Here is a 14458-nt window from a genome sequence, read left to right on the forward strand (position 1 = left end):
TTCTTCGTCTGCGACCTGGAAGGCCCCGCCGCCAAGCTGGCCGGCCAGGCCCGCACCCGCATCGGCGAGGAGCTGGACCTGATCGAGAAGGACGCCTTCCGCTTCTGCTGGATCGTCGACTTCCCGATGTACGAGAAGGATGAGGAGACGGGGAAGATCGACTTCTCCCACAACCCCTTCTCCATGCCGCAGGGCGGGCTGGACGCGCTGACCAACATGAACCCGCTGGACATCAAGGCCTTCCAGTACGACATCGTCTGCAACGGCATCGAGCTGTCGTCGGGCGCCATCCGCAACCACAAGCCCGAGATCATGTACAAGGCGTTCGAGATCGCCGGCTATTCGGCCGAGGACCTCGAGACCCGCTTCGGCGGCATGCTCTCGGCCTTCAAGCTGGGCGCCCCGCCGCACGGCGGTTCCGCCCCGGGCATCGACCGCATCGTCATGCTGCTGGCGGATGAGCCCAACATCCGCGAGGTCATCGTCTTCCCGCTGAACCAGCGCGCCGAAGACCTGCTGATGCAGGCCCCCAACGCGGTGGACGCGGCCCGCCTGAAGGAACTGTCGATCAAGCTCGACCTGCCCAAGCCCAAGATCACCACGGAGGTGAAGGAAGGCTGAGGCGGGGGTTTCGGCTTCAGCTGAGGATTGAAGCGGGCGGCGTCTGGAAAGGCGCCGCCCGTTCTGCTTTGAGGCCGTCGCGGCGATATACGTTAACCTAAAAGTTCATTTGTATAGTGTTGCTATAGGAAATTGGAAGGATCCGATTAGATTCTGGACTTTTGTAATTTATTGCACCATCCTCGGTTGTGGTGGGGTGCACATGGCTCTTGATCGCATTCATCTTCGGAAATTGCTCCTGATATTATTTTTGCCGGCTAATAAGAGAAGGAGTGCGATTCGTAGAGATGTTCGTGAGGAAAATGCCCGAGCAGCCGGGGCGCGTTCTTCCGGCGGCGATTTCTACGGGGACTTTTGGGCTGACGCAAAAAGCCATGTGTTTGGCTTGGGAGATCTCCACACTCTAGTCGATGCGCGCATTGCTGCGAACGCAAGGCGAAGAAACTTATATCCACGCCTCCGCGATGGCTTTCTTTTATGGTGGAATGAGCGGCGTCGTTGGACTAATGAGCCATTTCACCCAGGCCCTCATTTGAAGGCTCAGTTCACTTTTCCAGAATTTGAAGCGACGGTTAAGGTTGATCGTGTCCTATCTGTGCGCGATGGTCTCGGTGTCGAGCACGCGATCTATCCTTATTTCGCCCCAGAACCAATATTGTCGGCAGAAGCTGGGCGCCTTGGCCTTTGGCTCTTGATACAAGCTCTGCCAATAGTGCCCGCAGACGAGATTCGAATTCTCGATGTTATCCAAGGGCAGACCTTTTCAATTGATCGCTATCCATTGCATGGGGACGAGGAAGTAATATTTCGCCGGCTTTACGAGCAGCTTCTTCGGGAGTGGGAAGCACTGCGAGAGGCCGATGATTAAAGCATCGAACTGACCGCATCGCAGAACGCTTCTCTGGACTGGATGATCGCCGGCCTGAAGGCATTGTTGCGCTTTCCGGCCATCGAGATCTATCGACACCCCGACGTGTCGTTCAAGAACCTCCATGAGGCGGAGACCGCGACGTGGCACTGAAAGACGGGGCACTGAAACCGGCCGCCCTGGCCATGACCGCCGCCCTCGGCGCGGCCGGCGCCCAGGCCAAGGTGACCAGCATCGCCATAGAGTCGGTCACCGTCGAAACGCCGGCCACCTTCGAAGGCAAGGACCAGGACAAGGTCTACAGCGACGCCTGCGCCCGCCAGAAGCTGACCGATGCCCAGGCGCTGACGTGGTTCCGCAAGGCGCGTGAGGAACAGCGCCAAGGCTTCAGTGAAAAGGCTACGGAGACCGGCTGCGTGTTCCGGGGCAGCCTGAAGGCGAGGGACGGGAAGACCTACCGCTGGACGCTGGATATGGGAGGGACCGGGTACATCTTCCGGTCTGATAAGAAAAATGACGCTATTCTATTGAGTGGGGCTGAGGTCTCTTTGGCGCGATAATGAATTCAAGCGGGCGGTGTCGCCAAGGGTGCCGCCCGTGTTGTTTCGGGGGTGGGGGTGCAGAGAATACCAATCTTTGGTAAGATGCACGCCGGAGGTGCCGATCATGGGCAAGAACACATCGGTCAGCTTAGGTGAGCATTTCACCCAATTCGTGGAAACGCAGGTCGCCGAAAGTCGCTACAGCAATGCCAGCGACGTGATGCGGGCGGGTTTGCGCTTGCTGGAGGAACATGAGGCCAAGCTCGCGGCCCTGCGCGCCGCCTTGGACGAGGGCGACGCCAGCGGGGTCAGTGACAGGAACGTCTTGGATATCTGGGCGATGGTGGAGGCAGAGGCAGACGCGGCTGAGAATGGCTGAGTACGCCTTATCCAATAAGGCGGAGAATGATCTGCTCCGCATCGCCCGGCAATCGTTGGCGCAATGGGGCAGGGCGCAGGCCAGGCGCTATATCCGGGGACTCCATGACCAGTTCATGCGATTGGCGGAGTTTCCCGACTTGGGTCGGGACGCGAGCGGTATACGATCAGGCTGTCTGCGGATCGAAAGTGGCAGCCATGTCATTCTTTATCGCAAAACAACGGGTGGCATACGGATCGTCCGCGTTCTCCATGAGCGTATGAATTTACCGCGGCATCTGTAGGGGCACGGGAGCCCCCGCCTCGGTGCGGCGACGAAGGTCGCAAAGGGGCGGCGGCCGCGACCGGCCACCACCCCTCATTCACACTTTCAACGGATCAGCGGCACTCACCACCGATACGCGACGTTCGCCTTCACATCCCGCCCCGGGCCGTACCAGCACCAGATGCTGCTGTAGCAGGAGGAGATGTAGCGGCGGTCCAGCAGGTTGGTGGCGTCGATGTTCAGGGTCAGGCCCTCGAGCTGCGGGGCCAGGTGCTTGAAGTCGTAGCTGCCCATCAGGTCGAACAGGGTGGCGCCGGGGATGGTCAGGCTGCCGCTGCCGGCCACGCCGTTGTAGCCGCGACCGATGTAGCGCACGCCGCCGCCGAAGCCCAGGCCGGCCAGGGGGCCGTCCTGCAGGACGTAGTTGGCGTAGCCGTTGGCCGTGGTCTGCGGCACGGCGTAGGGGCGGGTGCCTTCCAGGCCCGAATTGTCCTTGGTCACCTGGTTGTCGATGTAGGTGTAGCTGGCGTGCAGGGTCAGCCCGGTGATGGGGTGGGCGGAGCCCTCCAGCTCCACGCCGCGCGACCGCACCTCACCCGCCGCGATGGAGGCGGTGGGGAAGCTGGGGTCGGTGGTGGCGACGTTGGTCTCGCGCAGCTCATACAGGCTGGCGGTCAGCAGGGCGTTCCACACCTTGGGCTGGTATTTCACGCCCACCTCGACCTGCTTGCCCTCCGTCGGGGCCAGCACGTTGCCGTTCCGGTCCACCGTGGTCTGCGGCAAGAAGGAGGTGGCGTAGGAGACGTAGGGCGCCACCCCGTTGTCGAACAGGTAGAGCAGGCCGGCGCGGCCGGTGAACTTGCTCTCATCCTTCGAGGTCGTGCCGTTGCTGAGATGGTCCAGCTGGCTGATGTCCAGCCAGTCGTTGCGGCCGCTCAGCACCAGGCGGAAGCCGCCGAGGGCGATCTGATCCTGGGCGTACACACCCGTCTGGCTCATGTGCAGGCGCACGTCGAAGCTGGTGGCCGGCAGGGTCAGGGCGGAGCCGTAGACCGGGTTGAAGACGTCGATGTCGGCGACGCTGCCGCCGAAGCCCGAGGCCTCCGTCTGCACCGTGTTCTGGAAGTCGACGCCGAAGATCAGGTTGTGGGTCAGGGCGCCGGTGCGCACCACGCCGGTCACGTTGTTATCCAGCGTGACGTTGTTCAGCTCCTCCCGCGCCACGGCCAGGGCGCGGGCCAGCCTGGTCTCATTGGCGTCGGTGAAGTAACCGGCGTTGTAGACGCTATTGTACAGCGTCGTCAGGTGCATGTAGCGGGTGTTCTGGTGCACCGCCCAGTCGTCGTCGAATTTGTGGGTGAACAGCGAGGTGACCATGTTTTCGGTGCGGTTGAACCGCTCGAAATCCGGCTCGCCATCATAGAAATCGCGCGCGATCTGGCCGTTGGGGTTGGACAGCAGCGAGCCTTGGACGGGCACGGAGCCATAGGCGCCGCTTTTGGGATCCTGCTGGTGCACGTACAGCACGGTCCAGCTGGTCTTGTCGTCCGGGCGGTATGTAATGCTGGGGCTGACGCCGAAGCGTTCGGACTCGGTATGGCTGATCTGGGTGTCGGAGCGGTCATTGACCCCCACCAGGCGATAGCTCAGCATGCCGTTGGCATCCAGGGTGCCGCCGATGTCCGCCGTCTCACGCACGGTGCCGTAGCTGCCGGCGGTCACGCTGACCTCACCGAAGGTCTGGCCGGTGGGCAGCTTGCTGGTCAGGGCGGCGATGCCGCCGGGGTTGGCGTTGCCGTAGAGCACGGAGGCGGGGCCCTTCACCACCTCGACCCGCTCCAGGAAGGACAGGTCGATCTGCGGCGTGGCGTAGCCGTTGACCGAGCTGATGAGGTGCAGGCCGTCCAGGTACTGGTCGGCGTTGAAGCCGCGCACCGTCATCAGGTCATAGCGGCCGGCGGTGTTGCCGCGCGTGTCGGTGGCGACACCGGCCGTGTAGTTCAGGGCGTCGTTCAGGTTTTCCGCCACGCGCAGGTTCAGCTCCTCCCGGCCGATCACGCTGACCGATTGCGGCGTTTCCACCAGGGGCGCGTCGCTTTTCAGCGCGCTGGTCGCGTCCGTGGCGGAACGCCTGCCCAGCACCAGCACCTCGTTGGCGGTGGCGTCGGTGCCGGCCGCCGCATCATCCGCATGGGCCGCGCTCGCCATCAGGGCGACCGCCGACACGGCCGAGGCCACGACCCAGCGGGGCGTGGACAGGCGGGAGGGGGCCCGGCGGGATTTGGACAGGCGGGACACGGTGAGGAACTGCCGTAGGTTGGTCACGATGAAGGCTCCAGCAACTGATAATTATTATCACCAGAGTAAAGAGGTTCGCTTTCGCCGATTGTGATTGCAAGTGACTTTCATTAGAGCGTGATGATTTTAGGTTCGCACATACCCTGCATGGGCGAGGTAGTTTGAACACTCTGCGGGAGTGACGGTTTGGAGAGTTTTGCCGATGGCGGCACAGAGGCCATCGGCAGATCGCTCTTGAGCTTGACGCAGATGATGCTTGAGTTTGGCGAAGAACTGCTCGATGGGGTTCAGGTCGGGTGAGTATTTTGGAAGGAAGATCACCCTGGCCCCGGCCGCCCGTATGGCGTCCCGGACGGCCTTGCCTTTATGTGAGCCGAGATTGTCCATGATGACGATGTCGTTGGGCTTCAATGTCGGGACAAGGACCTGCTCGGTATAGATCCTGAAGCGCTCGCCGTTGATCGGCCCCTTGATCAGCCACGGCGCATCCACGCGATCTTGGCGCAGGGCGGCGATGAAGGTCATGGTATTCCAATGGCCGAAGGGGGCCGGACCAGGTAACCGTTGCCCACGCGGGGCCCAGCCTCGCAACGGCGCCATGTTAGTCTTGGTCCACGTCTCGTCGATGAACACCAATCGAGACGGGTCGATCCCCGGTCGCAGTCTCAGCCATCGCTCCCGGTGGCGGGCGATGTCCGGCCGGCTTCTTTCCGTGGCGACCAAAGTCTTTTTTTATAACTCAGTTTCTCAGCATGCACGAACTCCCAGACCGAGCGGTAGTCCACCTTCAAATTCCGGTCCGCCAGCTCACGGACAAGACCACGTAAGGTGAACGGGCCGCTGGCACAGCGCGTCAGCAGCCAGTCCCGGTGCTCCCCGGAGATCGCCTTCGGCTTATGCCCTCCCATCTGACCAGGAGCCACGCTGCCGGTTACCGCCTCGCGCTCCAGCCATTTGATCGCCGTGCTCACCGCAACGCCAAACCGCTTCGCGGCCTGATGGCGTGACAGGCCATCAAGCTTAACCGCGTCAACAACGCGCTGACGAAGATCCATCGAGTACGGACGACCCATCGTTCCCGGCCCCATATAAATCAAACCGGTAACCTTGAATCACATTCCAAGCTCGTTGGGAATCCAATCCTGAATCAGCCTTATTTCATCCCGCTCTAGCGCATGGCTGGGTCCCGACGCCTAAGCCACCGCCCGGCGGGCCCCGCGACTAACGGCTTCAGTTACAGGGAATTAACGAAATGCTCCGCCGCATCGGCGCGGTTTTGGGCTATGTAGGAGCCCAGGCCCATTTCCGGACGCGGGACCCTTCCCCGCGCGCGCCGGCAGCCCAAGAAGGAAGACGGCACCCATGATGCGCTTCACCCGCACGCTCGCGGCCCTGACCCTGACCACGGCCCTGTGCTCCAGCCTGCCCGCGCTCGCGGCGGACACGCCGCCGCCGGTGGCGGCCGCCGGTGGCGCCGTGTCGGTGCCGCCGCTGGCCTTCACCGAGCGCACGCTGGCCAATGGGCTGAAGGTCATCGCCCTGCCGGACGCCACCACGCCCACCGTGTCCGTGCAGGTGTGGTACGGCGTGGGGTCCAAGGACGATCCCAAGGGGCGCAGCGGCTTCGCCCACCTGTTCGAACACATGATGTTCAAGAGCACGCGCGACATGGCGGCGGAGCAGTTCGACCGTCTGACGGAAGACGTGGGCGGCTACAACAACGCCTCCACCAACGCCGACTACACCGATTACTTCGAGACCGTGCCCGCCAACCATCTGGAGCGCATCCTGTGGGCGGAGGCGGAGCGCATGGGCTCCCTCGTCGTGGATGAGGAGAACTTCAAGTCCGAGCGCGACGTGGTGAAGGAGGAGCTGCGCCAGCGCGTCCTCGCCCAGCCCTACGGCAAGCTGTTCTACCTCATGTTCCCGCAGGTCAGCTTCAAGGTGCACCCCTACGGCCGCCCCGGCATCGGCAGCATCGAGGACCTGGACGCCGCCACCCTGAAGGACGTGCAGGCCTTCCACGCCACCTATTACCGGCCGGACAACGCCACCCTGGTGGTGGTGGGCAACTTCAAGCCGGAGGAGCTGAACGCCTGGGTCGACAAGTACTTCGCGCCCCTGACCCACCCCGCCACCGCCATCCCGCGCGTGACGGCGGTGGAGCCGGCGCGCGCCGCCCCCCAGACCCTGACGGTGACGGAGGCCAACGCGCCCCTGCCGGCCGTGCTGCTCAGCTATCCTTTCCCCAAGGCCACCGACAAGGACCTGCCGGCCCTGATCGTGCTGGACAGCATCCTGGGCCATGGCGACAGCAGCCGCCTGAACCAGTCCCTGGTCTATGAGAAGCAGGTGGCCAGCCAGGTCTTCACCTTCCAGGAGATCAACCAGCAGCCCGGCGCCTACGCCATCGGCGCCATCCTGGCCGGCGGCGCCACGGCGGAAGCGGGAGAGAAGGCCCTGCTGGGCGAGCTGGACAAGGTGGCCAAGGACGGCGTGACGGAGGCCGAGCTGGCCGCCGCCCGCAACCAGCTGGTGACGGATGAGCTGACGGAGCGGGAGACGGCCAACGGCCGCGCCAGCCTGCTGGCCCGTGCCGCCGTCATCTTCGGCGACCCGAAGCGCGCCGACAGCCTGCTGGCCGACATCCAGGCGGTGACCGCCGACGACGTGAAGCGCGTTGCCGCCACCTGGCTGAAGCCGGAGACCAAGGTTTCCGTGCGCTATGTTCCCGCCGACGGTCCTGAGAAGGGCACGGACACGGTGGCGACCTCCCCCAGCATCGACGCCGCCCCCCTGGTGGTGCCCGCCGACCTGAAGGTGGTGGAACCCGCCCCGGCCGACCAGCGCCAGGCCCCGCCCACCGCCGGCCCGGCTGTTGACGCGGTGCTGCCCAAGCCGGTGGAAAAGCGCCTGGCCAACGGCCTGCGCGTCATCGTGGCGCCCACGCACGGCGTGCCGCTGGTGGAGGCGTCCTTGCGCATCGGTGGCGGCGGGGCGGTGGACCCGTCGCGCCTGCCGGGCACGGCAGCCATGACGGCCAACGTGCTGACCAAGGGCACCAAGACCCGCTCCGCGCCCGAGATCGCCCGCGATGTCGAGGCGCTGGGCGGCACGCTGACCGCCGCCGCCGGCTGGGACGGGTCGGAACTGTCGCTGCTGGTGAAGTCCGACGTGCTGACCCCGGCCATGGAGATCTTCGCCGACGTCGCCCGCAACCCCGCCTTCCAGAAGGAGGAGCTGGAGCGGGAGCGGCACCAGGCGCTGGACGGCCTGTCCGTCACCCTGAAGGACCCCGCCGGCCTGGCCAAGCTGGTGGGGCCGCGCGTGCTCTACGCCGACGCCGCCTACGGCCACCCCCTGGGTGGGACGCCCAAATCGTTGACCGCCCTGAAGCCGGCGGACCTGGCGTCGTACCACCACACCTGGTGGCGCCCCGACAACGCCACCCTGGTGCTGGCCGGCCCGCTGACGGCGGAGCAGGGCTTCGGCATCGCGGAGAAGCTGTTCGGCGGCTGGGCCAAGCCGGCGGCGGCCCTGCCGGCGCTGCCATCCTCCCCCACGCAGCCGGCGGGCCGCGCCGTGGTGGTGGACCTGCCCAAGTCCGGCCAGGCGGCGGTGCTGGTGGTGCGGCCGGGCCTTGCCCGGTCGGACAAGGACTACTATCCCGCCAGCGTGGCCAACGCCGTGCTGGGCGTGGGCTATTCCTCCCGCCTGAACCAGGAAATCCGCATCAAGCGGGGCCTCAGCTATGGCGCCGGCTCGGCGCTGGATTTCCGCCGGGTGCCGGGGCCCTTCGTGGCCAGCACCCAGACCAAGAACCCCTCCGCCCCCGAGGTCGCCGGCCTGATCATGGCGGAGATGGGCAAGCTGGGCACCCAGGCGCCGGGCGAGGCGGAGCTGGCCGGCCGCAAGGCGGTGCTGATCGGTAATTTCGGCCGCACGGTGGAACGCACCCAGGGTGTGGCCAGCCTGGTGGGCAGCCTGGCGCTGCAGGGCGTGGATCTGGCCGAGATCGGCCGCTATATCGCCAGCGTCCAGGCCGTGACGCCGGCGGAGGTGCAGGCCGTCGCCGCCCGCACCCTGTCCCCCGCCCAGGGCAGCCTGGTGGTGGTGGGTGACAGCAGCCAGTTCCTGGCGGCGCTGAAGGAGAAGTACCCCAAGGTGGAGGTCATTCCCGCCGCCCAGCTGAACCTGGACAGCGGCAGCCTGAAGGCCGCGAAGAAGCCGGATGCCAAGGCGACGGCCCAGGAAGGGAAGAAGCCCTGAGGCCAGCCAAGGGGGCCGGCCAAGAGGAAAACGAAAGGGGAAAGCCATGCATGAGGAGATGCGGCGGCTGTCCGTCTTCATCGGCGACTGGGCGGGCACGGATGGCGTGCTGCCCGGCCCCTTCGGCCCCGGGGGCACGGGCACCGGCCGGCTGACGGTGCGCCCGACCCTGAACGGCCACCACCTGCTGCTGGACTACACCCTGGACCGGGGGGAGGAGGGCCACTTCGCCGCCCACGGCGTCCTGACCTGGGACCCGGACGTGGCGGTGCACCTGCTGTTCTGGTTCGACGACATGGGTTACGTCCCGGCCAATCCGGCGCCCGGCCTGTGGGGACCGGTGGAAGGGACGGGGGAGCCGGGCGGCGAAGGCTTCACCTTCATCCGCACCTCCCCGCGCGGCCGCGCCCGCCACCGCTACTGGTGGCCGGTGCCCGACCACCTTGAAACCGCCATCGACCGCTCCACCGATGGTGGCCTGACCTGGATCCCCTTCCTGAAGGGCAGCTACCGGCGGCAGGAATAGCCCGCGTCCGGCGCCAGGGATCACGCGTGATCGCATCCCGCTCTCAGCGGCTTGTCATGCGCGGGCAGGAACAGGAAGGCCACGGTGGCGGCCAGCATCAGGCCCTGGATGATGTGCAGCGCCGGGTCGTAGGAGCGGTAGGCGTCGAAGATGCCGTTCATGGCGAAGGGAATCAGCCCCATGCCGACGTTGATGCCGCCGTACAGCACGCCGGCGATGGCGCCATAGCTGCGGAAGCCGAAGTAGCGTGACAGCAGGAAGGGCAGGGCGCTGTACTCCGCCCCCAGGCCCAGGCCCATCATCGCCCCCGCCGCCACCAGCCAGGGCATGCTGGGCCCGTATTGCAGCAGCAGCAGGCCGCCCAGGCCCAGAAGATAGAAGGGCACCAGGATCAAGGGGCGGGCGATGCGGTCCAGCATCAGGCCCATCAGCCACTGCCACACGGCGCAGACCAGGGCGAAGACGGTCACCACCGTCACCCCGTCGGCCAGGGTGAACCCCCGCTCCGTCAGCACCGGCACGACGTTGGTGAACATCGCCGTCATGCAGGCGGCGCACAGGCCGATGGCCAGGGCGGTGATCCAGAAAGCGCGGGTGCCGATCGCCTGGCGCAGGGTCAGGTCGTTGGCGGGCGCCGTCGCCGTTTCCCGCAGCGCCGGCGCCGCGTCGCGGACGCCGCCCGGTGGTGGATCGCGCAACCAGCGCAGCAGGATGGGGAAGCCGATGGCGCCCACCATCAGGGCCATGCCCTGGTAGGTCACCCGCCAGTCGAAATGCGACAGCAGCACGCCGCCGATGATGGGGATGATGGTGGCGCCCAGGCCGTTGCCCACCCCGCCGGCGAAGCCCAGCGCCGCCCCCCGTCCCCGGTCGAACCAACCCGACACCGCCTTGCTGTAGGTCATGGGCGAGGCGAAGGCGGCGGCGATATCGGCCAGCAGGAACAGGCCGTAGAAGGGCAGCACCCGGCCCGGCGCCCACGAGAACAGGGCCAGCGCCAGCGCGAACGACAGGCTTCCACCCAGGATCAGGCGGCGGGGGCCGTAGCGGTCGACCAGCGGCCCGGTGATGAAGGCCATCATCGCCGCGAACAGGGCGGCCAGGCCCAGCACGCCCGACACCTGCGCCCGAGGCCAGCCGAATTCCTGGGAAATGGGGATCAGCACCATGCCGAACACGGTGTACAGCACCGGCGTGGCGCTCATGAAATTGCCCATGGTGGCGGCGAACAGGACGCGGGCCTGAATGGGTGTCATGCCAATGGGTGTCATGCCGGTGGGTGTCATGCGGGGCGGCGTCGTGCCCGCCGCGGGTGCGGCCTGGTCCAGGGTGCCGGGGACGGCGGCGGGAACGGTCATGGCGCTATTCCCTTATGTGAAATGTCTATGGCGGTCCGGCTTGGACGGCGTGACCCGCCGCCGCAGCCAGGACCCAACTGCCTGTCGCATTTTCCTTGGCCCACCCGTCGGTTAGGGGCCTGTGCGTTGCGGTGCAGCATAGCAAACGGCGGGCGGGCGTCTTGATCAGGGGCGCCCGGGCATTTGTTTATGGCGGGGCAGGCTGCCGGCCCCCGGCGTTGCATGTTACCGGTATCAAGCCTACATTCCGGATGTGACGGACCCGGCTTTCCACCCCGCCAGTGGTGCTGCCACTGGGGACTTGTGGATTTGTCGTACAAATTTGGCTAACAAGGTGCGGCGCCTCGGCAACCGGTCACGCTGCGAGGCCACCCAGAGGGATAGGAACACCAGATGTCTTTGCACGGTAAGCTGCTGATCGGCAGCGCCCGCGTCGCCACCGACGCCACCTTCGCCGCCATCGATCCCGCCACCAACGGGACTCTGGACACCGCCTTCGCCCAGGGCGGCGTCGACCATGTGGCCCAGGCCTGCGCCCTGGCCGCCGCCGCCTTCGACACCTTCCGCGAGACCAGCCTGGAGCTGCGCGCCAGCCTGCTGGAAAAGATCGCCGACAACATCTTGGGCCTAGGCGATGCCCTGCTGGAGCGTGCCGGCGCCGAAAGCGGCCTGCCGCGCGCCCGCCTGGAAGGCGAGCGCGGCCGCACCATGGGCCAGCTGCGCCTGTTCGCCAGCGTCATCCGCCAGGGTGACTGGCTGGGTGTGCGCGTCGACCCGGCCCAGCCGGAGCGCAAGCCCCTGCCCCGCGCCGACCTGCGCCTGCGCCACATCCCGGTGGGCCCTGTTGCCGTGTTCGGCGCCAGCAACTTCCCGCTGGCCTTCTCCGTCGCCGGTGGCGACACCGCGTCGGCCCTGGCCGCCGGCTGCCCGGTGGTGGTGAAGGGCCATCCCGCCCACCCCGGCACCAGCGAGTTGGTGGGGGAGGCGATCGCCGCCGCCGTCAAGGAACTGGGCCTGCCGGAGGGCGTGTTCAGCCTGCTGAGCGGCACCACCAATGAGCTGGGCGGCGCCCTGGTCGCCGACCCGCGCATCAAGGCCGTGGGCTTCACCGGCTCCCGCGCCGGCGGCCTGGCCCTGGTCCGGATCGCCCAGGCCCGGCCGGAGCCCATCCCCGTCTATGCGGAGATGAGCAGCATCAACCCCGTCCTGCTGATGCCCGCCGCCCTGAAGGCGCGCGCCGAGGCCCTGGGCCAGGCCTTCGTCGGGTCGCTGACCATGGGGGCCGGCCAGTTCTGCACCAACCCCGGCCTGATCATCGCCGTGGACGGCCCGGATCTGGAGCGCTTCGTCGCGTCGGCCACCGAGGCCGTGGGCAAGACCACGCCGCTGGTCATGCTGACCCCCGGCATCGCCAAGGCCTACAAGCAGGGCGTGAAGGCCCTGGCCGACAGCCCCAGCGCCACCATCCTGGCCCAGGCGGCCGCGGGTGAGGGCAATGTCTGCTCCGCCGTGCTGTTCAGCGTCTCGGCCGCCGACTTCCTGGCGGACCCGGCGCTGGCGCATGAGGTCTTCGGCTCTTCCTCCGTCATCGTCCGTTGCCCGGACCTGGCGGCGGTGAAGGCCGTGCTGGAAGGGCTGGAGGGCCAGCTGACCGCCACCCTGCACCTGGACGAGGGCGACTACGACGCCGCGGCCGGCCTGCTGCCGACGCTGGAGCGCCGGGTGGGCCGCATCCTGGCCAACGCCTGGCCGACGGGTGTGGAGGTCTGCCACGCCATGGTCCATGGTGGCCCGTATCCGTCCACCTCCGACGGCCGCACCACCTCGGTCGGCACGCTGGCCATTGACCGCTTCCTGCGCCCGGTCTGCTATCAGGACCTGCCGGACGCCTTGCTGCCGGCGGCGGTGAAGCACGCCAACCCGCTGGGCCTGAACCGCCGTGTCGACGGCGTGGTGCAGCCCGGCAAGTAAGTCGCCGCGGGGCGGGCCGGAAACGCGGCCCGCCCCTTTTCATAAAAAACAGGGGAGCCCCGAGAGCGCATGTCACCAGAGCGCATGTCACCGATCAAGATCGGCCTGGTAGGCGTGGGCAAGATCGCCCGCGACCAGCACCTGCCCGTCATCGCCGCCAATCCGGACTATGAACTGGTGGCGGTGGCCAGCCGCAACGCCACGCTGGATGGCGTGGACAGCTATGGCAGCCTGGACGCCATGCTGGATGCCCGGCCGGAGATCGAGGCCGTCGCCCTTTGCACCCCACCGCAGGGCCGCCATGCCCTGGCCCGCCACGCGCTGCAGCGCGGCGTCCATGTTCTGCTGGAGAAGCCGCCGGGGGCCACCCTGGCGGAGGTGCATGACCTGGTGGATTTCGCCAAGGGAAAGAGCCTGGCCCTGCTGGCCACCTGGCACTCCCGCTACGCCCCGGCGGTGGAACCCGCCCGCGCCTGGCTGGCGGGCCGCACCCTGAAATCGGTGACGGTGTCGTGGAAGGAAGACGTGCGCCATTGGCATCCTGGCCAGGAATGGATCTGGCAGCCGGGCGGCTTGGGCGTGTTTGATCCCGGCATCAACGCCCTGTCCATCATCACCCACATCCTGCCCCGCGCCCTGGTGCTGAAGGCCGCCACGCTGGAGTTCCCGGCCAACCGCCAGGCGCCCATCGCCGCCCAGCTGGACTTCCAGGACCTGGCCGGCGTGCCGGTGCGGGCGGAGTTCGACTGGCGCCAGACCGGGCCGCAGAGCTGGGACATCGTCGTGGAGACCACCGACGGCACCTTGACGCTGAACCGTGGGGGGGCCGCCATGAGCATCGACGGCGTCGCCCACCTGGAAGAGCCGGAGGCGGAGTACGCCAACCTCTACGCCCTGTTCAGCCGCCTGGTGCGGGAAGGCCGGGTGGACGTGGACCTGGCGCCGCTCAGCCATGTGGCTGACGCCTTCCTCTGCGGCCACCGTGTGCTGGTGGAAGAGTTCCACGACTGAGTTCGCGACTGGCTGATCAAGGCATGGAAAAGGCCGGCGGTCGTCCCGCCGGCCTTTTCCATGCGTGCATGCCGGAGAACGCTCGCGGTCTCGGTCGAATGGCCTATTCCGATTCGGGGATGGGGGAGACGCGACACGGCCTTCGTTGCACGGCTGTGACAGATGGTTCTGAAAATTTTCGGCACTGTGACATTCAGCAGAAGCCCGATGATTAATAATACATTTTTCCTTTCTAAATCTGACCGAGCCGCGTGCTGGACCATTGCAGACCCGCGAACATTTCTTGACAGCGTTGACAGGCCCTATCAAAGATTCCCCGCCCGCTGATCGGACGAACGGTCGCGCATAAAA

Annotated in this window: 12 protein-coding genes; 9 read left to right on the forward strand and 3 right to left on the reverse strand. The window is 66.6% G+C overall.

Features of this window, described 5'->3' with window-relative positions; translation table 11 throughout:
- From I55_RS00285 to I55_RS39425, 5 genes are all read left to right on the forward strand, one after another.
- Positions 1-621 (forward strand): amino acid--tRNA ligase-related protein (locus I55_RS00285; RefSeq protein ID WP_044558406.1); only part of this gene is annotated, 621 nt, incomplete at its 5' end.
- A gap of 202 nt (positions 622-823) precedes the next feature.
- Entirely contained in the window at positions 824-1489 is a 666-nt protein-coding gene (locus I55_RS33930) for a hypothetical protein (RefSeq protein ID WP_083900719.1), read from the forward strand.
- 143 nt (positions 1490-1632) lie between these two features.
- Entirely contained in the window at positions 1633-2049 is a 417-nt protein-coding gene (locus I55_RS00290; RefSeq protein WP_044558408.1) for a hypothetical protein, read from the forward strand.
- Between the two features lie 106 nt (positions 2050-2155).
- Positions 2156-2410 carry a type II toxin-antitoxin system ParD family antitoxin gene (locus tag I55_RS00295; RefSeq protein ID WP_044558411.1) on the forward strand — a complete coding sequence of 85 codons (255 nt, stop codon included), beginning with the start codon at positions 2156-2158 and terminating at the stop codon, positions 2408-2410.
- Positions 2403-2693, forward strand: a complete 291-nt coding sequence (locus tag I55_RS39425; RefSeq protein ID WP_083900720.1) for a type II toxin-antitoxin system RelE/ParE family toxin — start codon at positions 2403-2405, stop codon at positions 2691-2693. The genes I55_RS00295 and I55_RS39425 overlap by 8 nt, the downstream gene beginning before the upstream one ends.
- A gap of 104 nt (positions 2694-2797) precedes the next feature.
- Here I55_RS39425 and I55_RS00300 read toward each other — a convergent pair whose 3' ends face one another.
- Both I55_RS00300 and I55_RS33940 read right to left on the reverse strand, forming a co-directional pair.
- Positions 2798-4999: a TonB-dependent siderophore receptor gene (locus I55_RS00300; protein WP_049973691.1), complete on the reverse strand. Its 2202-nt coding sequence runs from the start codon at positions 4997-4999 to the stop codon at positions 2798-2800.
- 99 nt (positions 5000-5098) lie between these two features.
- Positions 5099-6045 (reverse strand): IS630 family transposase gene (locus I55_RS33940; RefSeq protein ID WP_085939907.1). Its coding sequence is split into 2 segments (ribosomal slippage): positions 5099-5706 and positions 5706-6045, totalling 948 coding nucleotides; the frame shifts between segments, so codons are not numbered across the junction.
- A 289-nt stretch (positions 6046-6334) separates the two neighbouring features.
- Between I55_RS33940 and I55_RS00315 the strand changes: the two genes are divergently transcribed.
- Positions 6335-9241 (forward strand): pitrilysin family protein, encoded by a 2907-nt coding sequence (locus I55_RS00315; protein WP_085939906.1) that lies wholly within the window; start codon positions 6335-6337, stop codon positions 9239-9241.
- A gap of 46 nt (positions 9242-9287) precedes the next feature.
- The gene (locus I55_RS32540) at positions 9288-9767 is read left to right on the forward strand and encodes a DUF1579 family protein (protein ID WP_049973692.1); all 480 of its coding nucleotides are present in this window, start codon (positions 9288-9290) and stop codon (positions 9765-9767) included.
- A 20-nt stretch (positions 9768-9787) separates the two neighbouring features.
- Here I55_RS32540 and I55_RS00325 read toward each other — a convergent pair whose 3' ends face one another.
- Positions 9788-11125: an MFS transporter gene (locus I55_RS00325; protein WP_049973693.1), complete on the reverse strand. Its 1338-nt coding sequence runs from the start codon at positions 11123-11125 to the stop codon at positions 9788-9790.
- 393 nt (positions 11126-11518) lie between these two features.
- Between I55_RS00325 and I55_RS00330 the strand changes: the two genes are divergently transcribed.
- Together I55_RS00330 and I55_RS00335 are read left to right on the forward strand one after the other, a co-directional pair.
- Complete coding sequence (locus tag I55_RS00330) at positions 11519-13096, forward strand: aldehyde dehydrogenase (NADP(+)) (protein WP_044558409.1); 1578 nt, start codon at positions 11519-11521, stop codon at positions 13094-13096.
- Positions 13097-13165: 69 nt separating this feature from the next.
- The gene (locus I55_RS00335; protein ID WP_252180956.1) at positions 13166-14107 is read left to right on the forward strand and encodes a Gfo/Idh/MocA family protein; all 942 of its coding nucleotides are present in this window, start codon (positions 13166-13168) and stop codon (positions 14105-14107) included.
- Positions 14108-14458: the final 351 nt, after the last annotated feature.

The organism is Azospirillum sp. B4 (genome assembly GCF_000333275.1).
Taxonomy (GTDB): domain Bacteria; phylum Pseudomonadota; class Alphaproteobacteria; order Azospirillales; family Azospirillaceae; genus Nitrospirillum.

Bases quoted from the DNA above. Each gene is read 5' to 3' on its own strand.
- I55_RS00315 (WP_085939906.1), top strand. From the start codon at position 6,335: ATGATGCGCTTCACCCGCACGCTCGCGGCCCTGACCCTGACCACGGCC.
- I55_RS00330 (WP_044558409.1), top strand. From the start codon at position 11,519: ATGTCTTTGCACGGTAAGCTGCTGATCGGCAGCGCCCGCGTCGCCACC.
- I55_RS00335 (WP_252180956.1), top strand. From the start codon at position 13,166: ATGTCACCAGAGCGCATGTCACCGATCAAGATCGGCCTGGTAGGCGTG.
- I55_RS00295 (WP_044558411.1), top strand. From the start codon at position 2,156: ATGGGCAAGAACACATCGGTCAGCTTAGGTGAGCATTTCACCCAATTC.
- I55_RS39425 (WP_083900720.1), top strand. From the start codon at position 2,403: ATGGCTGAGTACGCCTTATCCAATAAGGCGGAGAATGATCTGCTCCGC.
- I55_RS33930 (WP_083900719.1), top strand. From the start codon at position 824: ATGGCTCTTGATCGCATTCATCTTCGGAAATTGCTCCTGATATTATTT.
- I55_RS00325 (WP_049973693.1), bottom strand. From the start codon at position 11,125: ATGACCGTTCCCGCCGCCGTCCCCGGCACCCTGGACCAGGCCGCACCC.
- I55_RS32540 (WP_049973692.1), top strand. From the start codon at position 9,288: ATGCATGAGGAGATGCGGCGGCTGTCCGTCTTCATCGGCGACTGGGCG.